The 16501-nt window shown below is 69.8% G+C and carries 11 protein-coding genes; 7 read left to right on the top strand and 4 right to left on the bottom strand.

Going from position 1 to position 16501, the window contains the following annotated elements; all coding sequences use genetic code 11:
- Position 1: 1 nt before the first annotated feature.
- The 5 genes from ACFWZ3_RS01510 (at position 2) to ACFWZ3_RS01490 (ending at position 4842) form a co-directional block, all read left to right on the top strand.
- Positions 2-772: a thiazole synthase gene (locus ACFWZ3_RS01510; protein WP_439706015.1), complete on the top strand. Its 771-nt coding sequence runs from the start codon at positions 2-4 to the stop codon at positions 770-772.
- The gene (locus ACFWZ3_RS01505; RefSeq protein WP_439706014.1) at positions 769-1377 is read left to right on the top strand and encodes a thiamine phosphate synthase; all 609 of its coding nucleotides are present in this window, start codon (positions 769-771) and stop codon (positions 1375-1377) included. Before ACFWZ3_RS01510 ends, ACFWZ3_RS01505 begins: the two co-directional genes overlap by 4 nt.
- Complete coding sequence (locus ACFWZ3_RS01500; RefSeq protein WP_439706013.1) at positions 1374-2357, top strand: ThiF family adenylyltransferase; 984 nt, start codon at positions 1374-1376, stop codon at positions 2355-2357. Before ACFWZ3_RS01505 ends, ACFWZ3_RS01500 begins: the two co-directional genes overlap by 4 nt.
- Positions 2354-3175 (top strand): bifunctional hydroxymethylpyrimidine kinase/phosphomethylpyrimidine kinase, encoded by an 822-nt coding sequence (thiD, locus tag ACFWZ3_RS01495; RefSeq protein ID WP_439706012.1) that lies wholly within the window; start codon positions 2354-2356, stop codon positions 3173-3175. The genes ACFWZ3_RS01500 and thiD overlap by 4 nt, the downstream gene beginning before the upstream one ends.
- A gap of 65 nt (positions 3176-3240) precedes the next feature.
- Complete coding sequence (locus ACFWZ3_RS01490) at positions 3241-4842, top strand: MFS transporter (protein ID WP_439706011.1); 1602 nt, start codon at positions 3241-3243, stop codon at positions 4840-4842.
- 1647 nt (positions 4843-6489) lie between these two features.
- Here ACFWZ3_RS01490 and aceE read toward each other — a convergent pair.
- The 4 genes from aceE to rsgA form a co-directional block, all read right to left on the bottom strand.
- Positions 6490-9207: a pyruvate dehydrogenase (acetyl-transferring), homodimeric type gene (aceE, locus tag ACFWZ3_RS01485; protein WP_439706010.1), complete on the bottom strand. Its 2718-nt coding sequence runs from the start codon at positions 9205-9207 to the stop codon at positions 6490-6492.
- 219 nt (positions 9208-9426) lie between these two features.
- Positions 9427-11739 carry an NADP-dependent malic enzyme gene (locus tag ACFWZ3_RS01480; RefSeq protein ID WP_439706009.1) on the bottom strand — a complete coding sequence of 771 codons (2313 nt, stop codon included), beginning with the start codon at positions 11737-11739 and terminating at the stop codon, positions 9427-9429.
- Positions 11740-11920: 181 nt separating this feature from the next.
- Entirely contained in the window at positions 11921-13192 is a 1272-nt protein-coding gene (locus ACFWZ3_RS01475) for a flavohemoglobin expression-modulating QEGLA motif protein (RefSeq protein ID WP_439706008.1), read from the bottom strand.
- Positions 13193-13258: 66 nt separating this feature from the next.
- The gene (gene rsgA / locus ACFWZ3_RS01470; RefSeq protein WP_439706007.1) at positions 13259-14311 is read right to left on the bottom strand and encodes a ribosome small subunit-dependent GTPase A; all 1053 of its coding nucleotides are present in this window, start codon (positions 14309-14311) and stop codon (positions 13259-13261) included.
- 156 nt (positions 14312-14467) lie between these two features.
- On the opposite strand from rsgA, the gene ACFWZ3_RS01465 reads away from it, so the two are divergent.
- Complete coding sequence (locus ACFWZ3_RS01465; RefSeq protein WP_439706006.1) at positions 14468-15673, top strand: aminotransferase class I/II-fold pyridoxal phosphate-dependent enzyme; 1206 nt, start codon at positions 14468-14470, stop codon at positions 15671-15673.
- Between the two features lie 164 nt (positions 15674-15837).
- A complete protein-coding gene (locus tag ACFWZ3_RS01460; protein ID WP_439706005.1) occupies positions 15838-16437 on the top strand; it encodes an SGNH/GDSL hydrolase family protein in 600 nt (199 codons plus the stop codon).
- The last annotated feature ends 64 nt before the right edge of the window (positions 16438-16501 follow it).

Below are 16501 nucleotides of genomic sequence, written 5' to 3'. Positions count from 1 at the left end.
CATGGACCTGTTAGAACTCTACGGCCGCCCGTTCCACTCGCGGCTCCTGCTGGGCACCGCGAACTATCCCTCGCCGGAGCGGCTGGCCGCCGCGGTGCGTGCGGCGCGGGCGCAGATCCTCACCGTATCGCTGCGCCGCACCGCGGCCGGCGGCGAGGCGTTCTGGCAGCAGGTACGCGCGCTCGGCACGCAGGTGCTGCCCAACACTGCCGGCTGCCACGGCGTGCGCGAGGCGGTGACCACCGCACAGATGGCGCGCGAGCTGTTCGGCACGCGGTGGATCAAGCTCGAAGTGATCGCCGACGACGACACGCTGTGTCCCGACGTGGTCGGTCTGGTGGAAGCCGCGCGCCTGCTCGTGGCCGAAGGCTTCGAGGTGTTCCCCTACACCACCGACGACCTCGGTGTGGCCGCGCGGTTGCTTCAGGCCGGTTGCCGCGTGCTGATGCCCTGGGCCGCACCGATCGGCAGCGCCCGCGGCCTGTCGCACACGCCCGGCCTGCGTGCGTTGCGCGCGCGCTTTCCGGACGTACCGCTGATCGTCGACGCCGGCCTCGGCCTGCCCTCGCACGCGGCGGCGGCCATGGAGCTGGGTTACGACGCGGTGCTGCTCAACACGGCGGTGGCGCAGGCCGGCGATCCGGAAGCGATGGCCTGCGCGTTCGCGCAGGCGGTGGCGGCCGGACGCACGGCTTACCTCGCCGATCCGGTCGCACCGCGCGACATGGCCGTGCCTTCCACGCCGGTGTTCGGCCAGGCGGTGCTGGCATGAGCCGGCTGCCGCGGTTCTATCCGGTGGTGGACAGCGCCGTGCTGGTGCGCGCGCTGATCGGCGCCGGTGCGCGGCTCATCCAGTTGCGCATCAAACAGGCCGACGACGCCCGGCTGCGGCGGGAGATCGCCGACGCGCTCGCTGCCTGCCGGCGACACGGTGCGCTACTGGTGGTCAACGATCATTGGGAACGGGCGATTGAACACGGCGCCGACTTCGTGCACCTGGGCCAGCAGGACCTCGATGAGACCGACCTTCCCGCGCTGCGCCGCCACGGCCTGCGCCTGGGCCTGAGCACGCACGATCACCACGAGCTGGCGCGCGCGCTGGCCGTACGGCCGGACTACGTCGCGCTCGGACCGATCTGGCCGACCGCGCTCAAGGCGATGCCGTGGGCGCCGCAAGGCGTGGCGCGGATCGGCGAATGGAAGCGCGCCGTCGGCGCGCTGCCGCTGGTGGCGATCGGCGGCATCACGCTCGAACGCGCGCCCGCCTGCCTCGCCGCCGGCGCGGACGTCGTGGCGATGGTCGGCGACGTGGTCCGCCACGCCGATCCACCCGGCCGCGCGCAGGCCTGGCTCGACGCACTCGGGAGCCCGGCATGAACGCGCGCTACCGCACCCAGATGCGCCTGCCGCAGGTCGGCGAGCAGGGCCAGGCGCGGCTGGCCGGCGCGCACGTGCTGGTGGTCGGCGCCGGCGGACTCGGGTGCGCGCTGTTGCCCTGGCTGGTGGGCGCCGGCGTGGGCCGCGTCACGGTGATGGACCCGGACACGGTGGAGCTGCACAACCTGCATCGCCAGCCGCTCTATCGCATGAGCGACCTCGGTCGGCCGAAGGCCCGCGCGGCCTGCCTGGCGCTGGGCGAGCTCAACCCCGAAACGCGCCTGCGCGCGCGCCTCGAAGCACTCACGCCGGCCAACGCGGGGGAACGGGTGGCCGCCGCCGACGTGGTACTCGACGCGGCCGATACCGTCGCCGTCACCTACACCCTGAGCGACGCCTGCCTGCGCCTCGGCCGGCCGCTGGTGAGCGCCTCGGCGCTGGGCCTGGGCGGCTACGTGGGCGTGTTCTGCGGCGGCGCGCCGAGCTATCGCGCGGTATTTCCGCAGCTGCCCACGCACGGCGGCGACTGCGACAGCGCCGGCGTGCTGGGGCCGGTGGTCGCGCTGCTGGGCGCCTTGCAGGCGCAGTTCGCGCTGGCCTTGCTGCTCGACCTTTCGCCTTCGCCGTCGGGCCGGTTGTTCAGCTGGGATGCGCGGCGCCTGCGCTTTGGCGGGTGTGGCTTCGAGGGCGCGGCCGAGCCCTCGCGGGCGGTGCCGTTCATTGCGGTTTCCCAGGTGCTCGACACCGATCTGGTGCTCGACCTGCGCGGCAGCGAAGTGCCCGTCTCTGCACTGCCGCAAGCCTTGCGCCTGACGATGGACGAGCTCCCCGCCCGCGTGCCGACGTTGCCGCACGGACGGCGCATCGTGCTCGGTTGCCGCACTGGCCTGCGTGCGGCGCGCGCGGCGGCGCTGCTGTCGCACCATGGTCACGACACGCTGGCATTGCTCGCCTTCGGCGAACCGGGCTGGCCCGCGTGAGCGCAAACGTACTGGCCATCGGCGGCACCGACCCGAGCGGCGCAGCCGGCCTGTGCGCCGACCTCAAGACCTTCGCCGCGCTGGGTGTCTATGGCATGGCCGTGGTCACCGCCGTCATCGCGCAGAACGGCCAGGCCGTGCACCGCGTGCAGCCGGTCGCGCCGGCGCTGGTCGCCTCCCAGCTCGATGCCGTGTTCGAGGACGCGCGCGTGGACGCGGTGAAGATCGGCATGCTCGCCACCGCGCCGATCGCACGCGCGGTCGCGGCACGCCTGCGGCATCACCGCGCGCCGCGCGTCGTGCTCGACCCGGTGCTTGCCGCCAGCGTGGGCACGCCGCTGCTCGCGGACGACGCCCTCGCCGTACTGCGCGATGAGTTGCTACCGCTGGCCAGCGTGCTCACGCCCAACCTCGCCGAGGCCGCCACGTTGCTCGGCGAGGCGCCCGCCATCGACCTGGACACGATGCGCGCCAGCGCTGCCCGGCTGCACGCGCACGGGCCGGCATGGGTGCTGCTCAAGGGCGGTCATCTTCCCGGTCCGCGCAGTCCCGACGTGTTGTCTGGCATCGATGGCCTGCATGTGTTCGATGCACCGCGGCTCACCGTGCGCGGTGACCGCGGCACCGGCTGCACGTTGGCCTCCGCCATCGCCGCGCTGCTTCCCACGCATCCGGTGCCCGCGGCGGTGGGGGCGGCCAGGCGCTACCTGAGGCAGGCGCTTGGCGCCAGTGGGGAGCTGTCGGCGGGACAAACCCGCGGACCGTTGCAGCACGCCGTGCAGTGGGCGCCACGGGCGGTTGGCAGTGAAGCGGGCTGAGACGGTACGGGCCAACACCACGCGCCACGGGTAAGCTTGGCCGTCACCCGCCCGACCGCCCCTGCATGCCCCCCAAGAGCATCACCTTTCACCATCCGATCGCCTTCTGGGCCGGCTGCCTGTGCGTGATTGCCGGCGTGCTGGCGCACCTGCCGATGCTGGCGATGGCCGCGCCGATGCACTACCGCCTCGCCGGCATGCCGATGGACAACCTGATGCTCACCGGCATGGCACTGGTGCCGCTGGGTGTGCTGCTGTCGGGCTACGGCCTGATGCCGCGGCTGGCGCAGATGCGCCGCACGCTGCACGCCGACGCCAGCCCGCTGCCCTTCCACGTGGCCGACCACGTGCCGCTCAACCGCGAGCACTGGAAACTGGTGGGCGTACTGACGCTGGCGCTTGCGGTGGACGTGATGAAGCCGGCGACGATCGGCTTCGTGATGCCGGGCCTCTCGGCCGAGTACGGCATCAGCGGGGCCACCGGCGGCCTGCTGGCGTTGTCGGCGCTGATCGGCACCACGGTCGGCTCGGTCGTCTGGGGACGCCTCGGCGACCTGTTCGGCCGGCGCGCCACGATCCTGCTTTCGGCGCTGATGTTCATGGGCACCTCGATCTGCGGCGCGATGCCTTCGTTCGGCTGGAACCTGGTGATGTGTTTCATGATGGGCGCCGCTGCGGGCGGCATGCTGCCGATCACCTTCACGCTGATGGCCGAAACCATTCCCACCGCGCACCGCGGCTGGTTGCTGGTGGCGCTCGGCGGCGTGGGCACCTCGGCCGGTTACCTGCTGGCGTCGGGCGCGGCGACGCTGTTCGAGCCCGCCTACAGCTGGCGTGCGTTGTGGCTGCTCAACCTGCCCACCGGCGCGCTGATCGTGCTGCTCAACCGCTACATCCCCGAGTCACCGCGTTTCCTCGCGCTGGCCGGACTGGAGGCGCAGGCGCGCGACGTGTTGCTGAAGTTCTCCGGCAACCAGCCGCCGGTGCGCGAGGTCGCTCCGCCGCCGGCGGGGATCCAAGTGCACGGGGCCGAGCGGGTCGGCATGCGCCAGCTGCTGCGCGGGCGTCATGCGGCCATCACCTGGGGGCTGATGGTCTGCGCGGTGGCCTGGGGGTTGGCCAATTTCGGCTTCCTGCTGTGGCTGCCGGCGAACCTGGTGAAGCTCGGCATCGATGCGCAGGCGAGTGCCGCGTTGCTGGCGCGCTCGGCGGTGCTCGCATTGCCGGGGATCGCCGTCGTGGTTGCCTGCTACCAGCGCTGGAGCAGCATCCGCACGCTGGTGCTTTTCATCGGGCTGACGGCGGCGTCGCTGTTGCTGTTCTTCGCGATCGGGGCGATGGGCTTGCGTTCGAACGCGCTGACCACGGCCGCCACGGTGGCGCTGCTGCTGAGCATCAGCGGCGTGATTGCCACGCTGATTCCCTACGCGGCGGAAATCTACCCGGTGCACCTGCGCAGCACCGGCTCTGGCCTGATCGCCGGGGGCTCCAAGCTGGGCGGCATTTTGGGGGCGCTGCTGGGTGTGTTCGGGTTGTTCGAGCATTTCATGCTATCGGCGCTGCTGATTGCGCTGCCGATGGGGCTGGCGGCGTGGCTGCTGGTGCGGCGCGGGATCGAGACGCGCGGGCATGGACTGGAGACGATCCAGCAGGTGTTGTCAGAGTAGGCTGGGGGCACACGTACGCCTTCGCGTGGCGAGCTTTTCGTGCGCTCGCGAAGCGCTGCTTATCCGCATTGCATGTCTTCTCGCGACTGGTCCGCCTGCGGCAGGCTTCCGTTCGCGCGCCGGCTGCTCCCTCTCCCCTCCGGGGTAGAGGGTTGGGGTGAGGGGCCGGGGCTCGCGGGGATGTTTCGTTCGGAGGGTGCTTTGGTTGTCGCCCTTGCGTGGCTTCTCCGCGACTTGGCTCGCCTGCCGCGGGCTTCCGATCGCCTGACGGCGCTCGGGGCACTTTCTTTGCTGGCCCAAAGAAACTATCCAAAGAAATGGCCTGCTAAACACGGGGTGGCTAAAAGCTAGGTGTCACTTCGCCTTGCTGGGTCAGTCACCTGCTCTTAGAGGAGCTGCCGCCGCTATACCGCGGGCGCTCGGAAGCTGAGGCAGGAAGAGCGCGCGGTTGTGCACGTCCGCCGCACTCTGCTCCCTCTCCCCCCCGGGGAGAGAGTTGGGGTGAGGGGCCGGGGCTCGCGGGGATGTTTCGTCCGGAGGGTGCTTTTGGTTGCCGCCCTTGCGCGGCCTCCCCGCGACTGGGCTCGCCTGCCGCGGGCTTCCGATCGCCTGACGGCGCTCGGGTCACTTTCTTTGCTGGCCCAAAGAAAGTAACCAAAGAAATGGCCTGCTAAGCACGGGGTGGCTAAAAAGCTAGGTGCCTATGCGCTTTGCTTGGTCAGTCACCTGCTCTTAGAGGAGCTGCCGCCGCTTTACCGCGGGCGCTCGGGAGCTGAGGCCAGGGAGGCAATCCAGCGGGTTGGTTGGTATCGGCTCGTTGGCTTTCTCGCTCGCGAAGCGGACATTCGGCGTTGGTTGCCCGTAGGGCTGGCAATCACGAAGCGAAATCAACAGCGTGCCTTCGAGCCAAGAGGTCATGCCGTTGAGCCAGAGCCACCGGCCGCTCTGAAGTCGCCATCGGTAGCAGCCCCATGTCGCCGCAAGCCCTCCCTTGCCCCAACTCCCGAGCGCCCGCGGTAAAGCGGCGGCAGCTCCTCTAAGAGCAGGTGACTGACCAAACAAAGCGAGGCGGCACCTAGCTCTTATCTCTCACCGGGCTTAGCAGGCCATTTCTTTTGGTTACTTTTCTTTGGGCCAGCAAAGAAAAGTGACTCGAGCGCCGGCAGGCGATCGAAAGCCCGCGGCAGGCGAGCCAAGTCGCAGGGAGGCCGCGCAAGGGCGACAACCAAGGCACCGTCCGGACGAAACATCCCCGCGAGCCCCGGCCCCTCACCCCAGCCCTCTTCCCGGAGGGGAGAGGGCGCAACGCGCGGCGAACGTGCACACGCGCGAGCTCCTCCTGCCTCAGCTCCCGAGCGCCTGCGGTAAAGCGGCGGCAACTCCTCTAAAAGCAAGCGACCCACCAAGCAAGGCGAGGCGAGGCGCGCCCAGCTCTTATCCCTCACCAGGCTAGGCAGGCCAATTCTTTGGTTACTTTCTAAGGGCCAGTAAGAAAAGTGACCCGAGCGCCGACAGGCGCTCGGAAGCCCGCCGCAGGCGAGCCAAGTCGCGGAAAGGCCACGCCCGCGAGCCCGGCCTTCACCCAACCCTCTCCCCGGCGGGAGAGGGCGAGCCCGCCCCCTCTCGAAAAAGAGCAGCTTGAGGCGGTCAGACCGTCAGCGGATTCGGCTTGTCCGCGTCGAGCTTGTATTCCTTGATCGCGCGCGCCACGTCCTTGGCATTGACCAGGCCGTCCTTCGCCAACGCCGCCAACGCCGCGTGGGCGATCCAGTAGCGGTCGACCTCGAAGAAATCACGCAGGTGCTCGCGCGTGTCCGAACGACCGTAACCGTCGGTGCCCAGTACGGTGTAGCGCATGCCATCCGGCATGAAGGCGCGGATCTGGTCAGCGTACTCGCGCACGTAGTCGGTCGCCGCGACCGCCGGGCCGGAGCGCCCCTGCAGCAGTTGCGTGACATACGGCAGGCGCTGCTCGGCTTCCGGATGCAGGCGGTTCCAGCGTTCGGCGTCGAAACCATCGCGGCGCAGCTCGGTGAAGCTCGGGCAGGACCAGATGTCGGCGGCGACACCGAAGTCCTTCTCCAGCAGCTCGGCCGCCGCGATCACCTCGCGCAGGATGGTGCCCGAGCCCAGCAACTGCACGCACGGCGCCTTGGCCTTCTTGCCCTTGCCGTTGCCCTGGCCGACGCCCGAGTCGCGGAACAGGTACATCCCCTTGATGACGCCCTCCTCGCAACCCTTGGGCAGATCCGGGTGCTCGTAGTTCTCGTTCATCACGGTGATGTAGTAGTACACGTCCTCCTGCTCCTGCAGCATGCGGCGGGTGCCGTCCTGCAGGATCACCGCGACCTCGTAGGAGAAGGTCGGGTCATACGACTTCACGTTCGGGATCACGCCCGACATCAGGTGCGACTGGCCATCCTCGTGCTGCAGGCCCTCGCCGTTGAGCGTGGTGCGGCCGGACGTGCCACCCACCAGGAAACCGCGCGCGCGCATGTCGCCGGCGGCCCAGGCCAGGTCGCCGATGCGCTGGAAGCCGAACATCGAGTAGTAGATGAAGAACGGCAGCATCGGCTGGTTGCTGATCGAGTAGCTCGACGCCGCGGCCATCCAGGCGGCCATGCCGCCAGCCTCGCTGATGCCTTCCTGCAGCACCTGGCCCTTCTGGTCCTCGCGGTAGTACAGCAGCTGGTCGGCATCCTGCGGCCGGTACTTCTGGCCGAACGGCGCGTAGATGCCGATCTGCCGGAACATGCCTTCCATGCCGAAGGTGCGTGCCTCGTCGGCGACGATCGGCACCACGCGCGGACCGATCGCCTTGTCGCGCAACAAGAGGTTCATGCCGCGCACCAGCGCCATGGTGGTGGAGATCTCGCGATCGCCGGTGCCCTTGGTGATCTGTTCGAATGCCGACAGCTCCGGCGCCTTCAGCGCCACGTCGGTCTTGCGGCGGCGCTGCGGCAGGAATCCACCCAGCGCGCGGCGGCGCTCGAGCATGTATTCGACTTCCGGCGAATCCTTGCCCGGGTGGTAGTACGGCACCTCATCGAGCTTGTCGTCCGGCACCGGCACGTTGAAGCGGTCGCGGAAGGCGCGGATCGAATCGGTGTCGAGCTTCTTCTGCTGGTGGGTCGGGTTCTGTGATTCGCCCGAGCCCAAGCCCATGCCGTAGCCCTTGACGGTCTTGGCCAGGATCACCGTCGGCATGCCCTTGGTGTTCACCGCCGCGTGGTAAGCCGCGTAGACCTTGTGCGGGTCGTGGCCGCCGCGGTTGAGGCGCCAGATGTCATCGTCGGACAGGTTGGCGACCATCTCGCGGGTCTGCGGGTACTTGCCGAAGAAATGCTCGCGCGTATAGGCGCCACCGAAGGCCTTGCAGGCCTGGTACTCGCCGTCGAGCGTTTCCATCATGAGCTTGCGCAGCACGCCGTCGTTGTCGCGCGCCAGGAGCGGATCCCAGTAGGAACCCCAAATCACCTTGATCGCGTTCCAGCCGGCGCCACGGAAGACGCCTTCCAGTTCCTGGATGATCTTGCCGTTGCCGCGCACCGGGCCATCCAGGCGCTGCAGGTTGCAGTTGATCACGAACACCAGGTTGTCCAGGCCCTCGCGGCCGGCCAGCGAAATCGCGCCGAGCGACTCGGGCTCGTCGCACTCGCCGTCGCCCATGAAGCACCAGATCTTGCGGTCGGTCTTGGGCATCAGGCCGCGGTGTTCGAGGTACTTCCAGAACTGCGCCTGGTAGATCGCCTGGATCGGACCCAGGCCCATCGACACGGTCGGCACCTGCCAGTAGTCGGGCATCAGCCACGGATGCGGGTAGGACGACAGGCCGCGGCCCTTGCCGACCACTTCCATGCGGAACAGGTCCAGCTGCGACTCGTCGATGCGGCCTTCCAGGAACGAACGGGCGTACACGCCGGGGCTGGAGTGACCCTGGTGGAACACCAGGTCGCCGGGGTGCTCGGCCGACGGCGCGCGCCAGAAATGGTTGAAGCCGACGTCGTACAGCGTGGCGGAGGAAGCAAAGCTGGCAATGTGACCGCCGAGCTCGCCGGGCTTGCGGTTGGCGCGCACCACCATGGCCATCGCGTTCCAGCGGATCAGCGAACGGATACGCCATTCCATCGCGGCGTCGCCGGGGCTCTTGGCCTCCTGGCTGGGGGCGACGGTGTTGACGTATTCGGTGGTCGGATCGAACGGCAGGTAGCCGCCGGAGCGCCGCGTGGAATCGACCATGCGCTCGAGCAGGTAATGCGCGCGCTCGGTGCCGTCGTGCTGGATGACCGCGTTGAGCGAGTCGACCCACTCGCGGGTTTCGGTGGGGTCGATATCCTGGTTCAGGATGTCATCGAACTGATCCATGAAGCTTCTCCGCGGCGCCGGGCGCCTGATGTATTCGACGTGTGGGGAGCCCCCGATTCTAGCTTTCGGGGTGCAGTGCCGCCACATGAGGCCCCGGCGGGTTGGCCGGGATGCGTCGGCCGGCATCTGTCGGTGCATGCGGGCACGGGTGGGCGCGCACAGGTGCGCTCCTACAGGGAACCGCGGGCGTCGGGGGCGCGGCACGCCCCCGTGCGGGGCCTAGCGCATGCTGCGCCAGGCCTCGGCTCCGGGCATGCGCCCGGCGGCGCGGATCTGCGCATCCACCGCCGCGAGCGCGGTCATGTTGACCACGCGGCGCACGGTCGAGGCCGGGGTGAGGATGTGCGCGCTCTTGTCCACGCCCATCAGAATCGGGCCGATCGCCACGCCGCCGGTCATCACCTTGACCATGTTGTAGACGATGTTGGCCGCGTCCAGGTTGGGCAGCACGAACAGGTTGGCGCGCCCGGCGAGCGTGCTGTTGGGGAAGATGCGCTGGCGCAGCGCCTCGTCCCAGGCGGTGTCGGCCTGCATCTCGCCGTCGATTTCCAGCCGCGGCGCGCGCTCGCGGATCAACTGGTAGGCGCGGCGCATCTTGGCCGCGCTCGGGTTGTCGTGGCTGCCGAAGTTCGAATGCGAAAGCAGCGCGACCTTCGGCTCGATGCCGAACAGCTTCAGGCGGTAGCTCGCCTGCAGCGTGGCCTCGGCGATCTGCTCGGCGGTGGGGTCGACCTGCACGTGGGTGTCGACGAAGAACCAGGCGCCCAGGTCGTTGATCACGCCGGACATGGCCGAGGTGCACTGCACGCCCGGGTCCAGCCCGAACACGCTGCGCAGGTAGCCGAGCTTCTTGTGGTAGCGCCCGACCAGGCCGCAGATCATCGCGTCGGCCTCGCCACGCTCGACCATCAGCGCGGCGATCAGCGTGGGGCGCGAGCGCAAGAGGTTCTTGGCCGCCGCGGGGGTCACGCCGCGGCGTTCGGTCAGCGCGTGGTACTGCTGCCAGTAGTCGTTGAAGCGCGGGTCGTCGTTGATGTTGGTGAGCTCGAAATCCACGCCCTCGCGGATGCGCAGGCCGAGGCGTTCGATGCGCTGGGCGATCACGTCCGGGCGGCCGATCAGGATCGGGAAGGCAAGCTTCTCGTCGATCACCGTCTGCACCGCGCGCAGCACGGTTTCTTCCTCGCCCTCGGCGTAGACCACGCGCTTGAGATCGGTGCGCGCGCGCTCGTAGACCGGCTTCATCAGCAGGCTGGTGCGGTAGATGAACTGGCCGAGCTTCTCGCGGTAGGCGTCCATGTCCTCGATGGGACGGGCGGCCACGCCCGAATCCATCGCCGCCTGCGCCACCGCCGGCGCCAGCATCACCAGCAGGCGCGGATCGAACGGTCGCGGGATCAGGTACTCGGCGCCGAACGAGGGCACCTCGCCACTGTAGGCACCCGCCAGATCGGAGGCTTCCATCCGGGCCAGTTCCGCGATGGCGCGCACGCAGGCGAGTTTCATCGCCTCGTTGATGCCGGTGGCGCCCACGTCCAGCGCGCCGCGGAAGATGTACGGGAAGCACAGCGCGTTGTTGACCTGGTTCGGATAGTCCGAGCGGCCGGTGGCGACGATGCAATCCGGGCGCACGCGCTTGGCGTCTTCCGGCAGGATCTCGGGGTTGGGGTTGGCCAGCGCCAGGATGACCGGCTTGTCGGCCATGGTGGCGACCATCTCCGGCTTGAGGATGCCGCCCGCCGAGAGACCCAGGAACACGTCCGCGCCCGCCACGATCTCGGCGAGCTCACGCTTGTCGGTGTCGCGCGCGTAGCGCGCCTTGTCCGGGTCCAGGCCCTGGCGGCCGGTGTGGATCACGCCCTCGCGGTCGAACGCGAGGATGTTCTCCGGCTTCACGCCCAGCGCCACCAGCATGTCCAGGCAGGCGATGCCGGCCGCGCCGGCACCGGTGGTGGCGAGCTTGATGTCGCCGATGTCCTTGCCCACCACCGCCAGGGCGTTGAGCACCGCCGCGCCGACGATGATCGCGGTGCCGTGCTGGTCGTCGTGGAACACGGGGATGTTCATCCGCTCGCGCAGCTTGCGCTCGACGATGAAGCACTCCGGCGCCTTGATGTCTTCGAGGTTGATGCCGCCGAAGGTCGGCTCCATCGCGGCGATGATGTCGACCAGCTTGTCCGGATCGCGCTCGTTCAACTCGATGTCGAACACGTCAACGCCGGCGAACTTCTGGAACAGCACGCCCTTGCCTTCCATCACCGGCTTGCCGGCGAGCGGGCCGATGTCGCCCAGGCCCAGCACCGCGGTGCCGTTGGTAATCACCGCCACCAGGTTGCCGCGCGCGGTCATCTGGCTGGCGGCCTGCGGGTTCTCGACGATTGCCTCGCAGGCGTAGGCCACGCCGGGCGAGTAGGCCAGCGCCAGGTCCCGCTGGGTCACCATCGCCTTGGTCGCGGTGACCTTGATCTTGCCGGGGCGGGGATGGCGGTGGTACTCGAGCGCGGCGTGGCGCAGGTCGTCGGGATGGGCCATGGGCGGCGGCTTTTTCTGCGAGGGGAAGCGGTCTTACATGGTAGCAGGCGGGTTGCCGGTCGGGCCCCGTCGGGATGGCATGGCCGGTTGCCCGCAATCCCTGTAGGAGCGCACCTGTGCGCGACCGTGGTGCATGGCGGTCGCGCACAGGTGCGCTCCTACAGATGCCGCGGCCGCGTCCCTACAGCCGCAGGTTCAGCTCGTCGGCCTGCACCTGGCCCATGTGGATGCCGTTGACGAACAGCGAGAACGCGAGCTTGCCGGCCAGGCCATGCACGCGCTGCATCCAGGGCGGGAGCCAGCGCGGCGGCAGCAGGGTGCCGGCCTCGAAGTGCGGCTGCAGGGTGATCACGTCGTGCAGCGCCAACTTGCCGGCGAACAGGTAGCGCAACAGGTCCATGCGTTGCTGCTTGAACGCCCAGCGGAAGAAGGTGTGCACGGTGAGCAGGCCGGACAGGTAGACGTTGTCCTTGGCGAACGCCGCGCCCCCGGTCAGCGGCACACCCCGGAACACCCGCTGCGCCGAGTGGAAGCTGTCGGCCGCGCCCTGCCCGCAGTGGCGAAAATACTTGTAGACCTCGACGAAGTCGGCGCCGTTGAGGGCCATGTCGATCGCCAGGATGCGCAGGCTGATGCGCTTAAGCCGCGCGATGTCGATAGCGCCGGAAATCAGCTCGGCGAACACCGCCAGCCCCTCCTGGGTGGCGGTGACGCGTGGGGAGGTGCGCGCCAGCGAACCCAGCAGCGGCTGCTCGCGCCCGTTGAGCGCGGTGAGCGAATGCACGAACGCCTCATGCGCCAGCAGCTGGTGCCGGTCGTACTCGCTGAAGTGCGCGCCGCCGCGCAGGCGGATGCGGGTGGCGCCGGCGGCGGCCTTGGCGGTGAGCTCGGGGTCGACCTCGATCGCGATGCGTCCGGGACCGAAGAATTGGTCGAGTACCTGGCTCAGATCCGCGCGCAGCGCCTCGGCCGAAAGATCCATGCTCACCGTGTCCGAGAGCAGATCGGCGCCCAGCTCGTCGGAGAGCTCGACGAAGTAGCGCGCCGCGTCCAGGTTGCTCTTGTCGCTGCCGGGAATCGCATCGCCGGGCCGCCCGTACAGGGCGATCGACGGCGCGGTGACGCCGGCGCTGCCGACCGCTTCGAGCATCTCGGCGGCGACCCGCCAGGAGGTGGCGGTGCGACACAGGAAATCGCCGATCGGGTCGCCGACCAGCAGCACCTCGGCCTCGCGCTCGATCGCCGCCAGCTCGGCGCGCGCGCCGGCCAGGTCCGGCCGTACGTAGTGCACCTCCGGCAGCGCGAAGTCGCCCTTGTCGTAGGCGGCGATCATGCGCTGCTCCAGCGAGGTCGGCCAGCTCACCGTGGGCAGGATGTTGATGGCGCGGGTGGCGGCAAGCAGGCGCTGGTCGAGCGCGGCGTAAAGCCGGTGGGCGGACGCGTCGACGTTCATCGCGGCACCGGCGGGTACGCGGCGCAGGGATGGCCCGGACTCGCGCAGGTGCCGCGCATGCCGCGCCTACTCCCGCTCGCGCCGGCCGCGGTGCCCGTGCGGGCGGTCCGGCGGACGGCCGCCGCGCTGGCAGCGCAGGCGCGCTTCCAGCGTGGCGGCCTGCTCCTCGCGCTCGTCGCGCAGCTTGAGGTAGTTGCGCCAGCGCTCGGCGGTCAGCTCGCCCGAATCCAGCGCCGCCTGTACCGCGCAGCCGGGCTCGCTGCCGTGCCCGCAGTCGGCGAAGCGGCAGGTTTCGGCCAGCACCTCGATATCGGCGAACAGGTCGAGATGTTCTTCGCCGGTCAGCTTGAGCTCGCGCATGCCGGGCGTATCGATCAGGCAGCCGCCCGAGGGCAGCATCAGCAGCGCACGATGGGTGGTGGTATGGCGGCCGCGGCTGTCGTGCGCGCGCACCTCGCCGGTAGCCATGCGCTCGGTGCCCAGCAGCGTGTTGGTCAGGGTGGACTTGCCGGCCCCCGACGAGCCGACCAGCACCGCGCTGTCGCCGGGGCCAAGGTAGCGCGCGAGCAGTTCGGCGCTGGCCGGATCCTTGCCGTTGATGGCGTGGATCGGCGTGGTGTCCGGCAGGCGCTCGCGCAGTGCAGCCAGGCGTGCGTCTCCATCGGCGTGGAGGTCGAGCTTGCTCAGCAACACCACCGGCTGCGCGTTGGAGTCCTCGATCAACGACAGGTAGCGCTCGATGCGCGCCGGATTGAAGTCGTTGTCCAGCCCGGTCAGCACCAGCACGTAATCGATGTTGGTGGCGATGATCTGCCGCTCGTAGCGCTCGCCCGCGGCGGCGCGCGAGAGCACGCTGCGGCGCGGCAGCACGGTGAGGATGTGCGGCGGGCGGCCCTCCTCCACTTCGACGAAGTCACCGACCGACGGCCGGTCGGCCGGATCGAGCGTGCGCTTAAGGAAATGCCCGGCCGGCTGCGCGCCGAACAGCGCCACGCCGTCATGCAGTTCGTAGCCGGCGCGATGCTGCGCCACCACGCGCACGATGCGGCGTCCGCCGGGTGGCAGGTCACCGCGCCAACCGATGTGGCGCAGGCGTTCGAGGGTCGCGGCGTCGCTCATAGGTTCCCGATTATGCCTTGCTGCGGCGGCGTCCGCCGTCTGCCCCGCGGGCGCCCTGCGCTGCTAGCATCGGCGGCTTTACAAGGCCCCGCAGAGGACCCCGTGCAGGCTTCGCCCCCTTCCGCGCCGATTACCCCCAGCCCTCATCTTGCCGACGTGCGTTACGAGATCCGCGGCGCGCTCACCCGCCGCGCCCGCGAACTGGAGTCGGCCGGCCGCGCCATCGTCAAGCTCAACATCGGCAACCCGGCCCGCTACGGCTTCGAGACGCCGGCGCACCTGCGCCAGGCGGTCGCCGCGCACCTGGCCGACAGCGAAGGCTACGGCCACGAGCAGGGCCTCGACGAGGCGCGCGAGGCGATCGCCGCGCAGCAACGCGCGCGCGGCGCGCAGGGCGTGGCGGTGGAACGCATCTTCGTCGGCAACGGTGTCAGCGAGCTGATCGACCTGTCGCTGCGCGCCCTGCTGCAGCCGGGCGACGAGGTGCTGCTGCCCAGCCCGGACTATCCGCTGTGGAGCGCCGCCACCATCCTCAACGGCGGGCGCCCGCGCTACTACCGCTGCCTGGCGCAGAACGCGCACCTGCCCGACCCGGCCGAACTGGAGGCGCTGATCACCCCGCGCACCCGCGCGCTGGTGCTGATCAACCCGAACAATCCCACCGGCGCGGTGTACCCGCGCGCGCTGCTGGAACGGCTGGTGGCGATCGCGCAGCGGCATGACCTGCTGCTGCTCGCCGACGAGATCTACGACGAGATCCTTTATGACGGGGCACCGTTCCAGCCGCTGGCCGAAGTCGCCGGCGCGCACCCGTGCCTGAGTTTCGGCGGCCTGTCGAAGGTCTACCGCGCCTGCGGTTACCGCGTGGGCTGGCTGAGCCTGTCCGGTGATCCGGCGCGCACCGGCACCTACCGCGATGCGCTTCAGTTGCTGGCGGCGTTGCGGCTGTGCGCCAACATGCCGGCGCAGTGGGCGGTCGAGCCGGCGCTGAACGGGCGCGCCACCATCGCCGCGCTCACCGCGCCGGGCGGACGCCTGCACGAGGCCCGCCGCGCCGTGCTGGACGGCGTGGCGGCGAGCGGCTTTCTCGACCTCGTCGCCCCCGCGGGCGCGCTGTATGCGTTCCCGCAGGTGCGCGCCGAGCGGCTGCCGCGTTTCGACGACAACACGTTTGCGCTACGTCTGCTGGAAGAGGAAGCCGTGCTGGTCGTACCCGGCTCCAGTTTCAACGTGCCCGCGAGCCGGCATTTCCGCCTGACCCTGCTACCGCCGCCGGCGGAACTGGCGGACGTGTTCGTGCGGATCGAGCGGGTGCTTTCGCGGATGGCGCAGGAGCAGGCGCGCGAGTCGGCCCTGGCCTGATTCAGGGCCTCCCCCGGAGGGAAGGGACTTGGGCGTTGCCTGAGGCAGGCGCTGCGCCTTTGCCCTTCGGGCTACGCTCAACGCGGACGGATCCCAGGCCACCGTTCGCGCTAGTCCCAGGCCGCGCAGCGCCCGACCGGCCCACCACGAAACGGATGACCGCCATGCCCCTGCACTACCTCGCCCTGGGCGACTCCTACACCATCGGCGAAGCGGTCCCCACCGCCGGCCGCTGGCCCGCGCAACTGGTGCGGCAACTGCGCGCGCGCGGCGTGGCGATCGACGATCCGCAGATCGTCGCCGTGACCGGCTGGACCACCGACGAGCTCTCCGCCGGCATGGACGCGGCCACGCTCACGCCGCCCTACGACCTGGTCACACTGCTGATCGGGGTCAACAACCAGTACCGCGGGCGCGCCGCCGGCGAGTACCGCACGCAGTTCAGCGGCCTCCTGGGCCGCGCGATCGGCCTGGCCGGCGGCCGGCCCTCGCGCGTGGTCGTGGTGTCGATCCCCGACTGGGGCGTTACCCGTTTTGCCCGCGAACAGGGCCGCGACCCCGCGCCGATCGCCCACGCGCTGGACGTCTACAACGCGATCGCCCGCGACGAGGCCGGCCGCGCGGGCGCACGCTGGGTGGATACCACGCCGCTCTCGCGGCGCCATCCGGACCTGGTGGCCGACGACGGCCTGCACCCGGACGCAGCGCAGTACGCGCTGTGGACCGACGCCATCACGCCCGTCGCCGCCGCTGCGGTGAAATAGCGCGGCGGTTGGGATCGCCCGCGCCGCCCCAACCTGCGGGGCGTATCATTGGCCCTCTTTGCCG

Origin of the sequence: Frateuria sp. GZRR35 (assembly GCF_051900415.1) — a bacterium.
In the GTDB taxonomy this organism is placed as follows: domain Bacteria; phylum Pseudomonadota; class Gammaproteobacteria; order Xanthomonadales; family Rhodanobacteraceae; genus Frateuria_A.
Note: the sequence above shows the minus strand (reverse complement) of the source record. Positions and strands in the feature narration are given on the sequence as shown.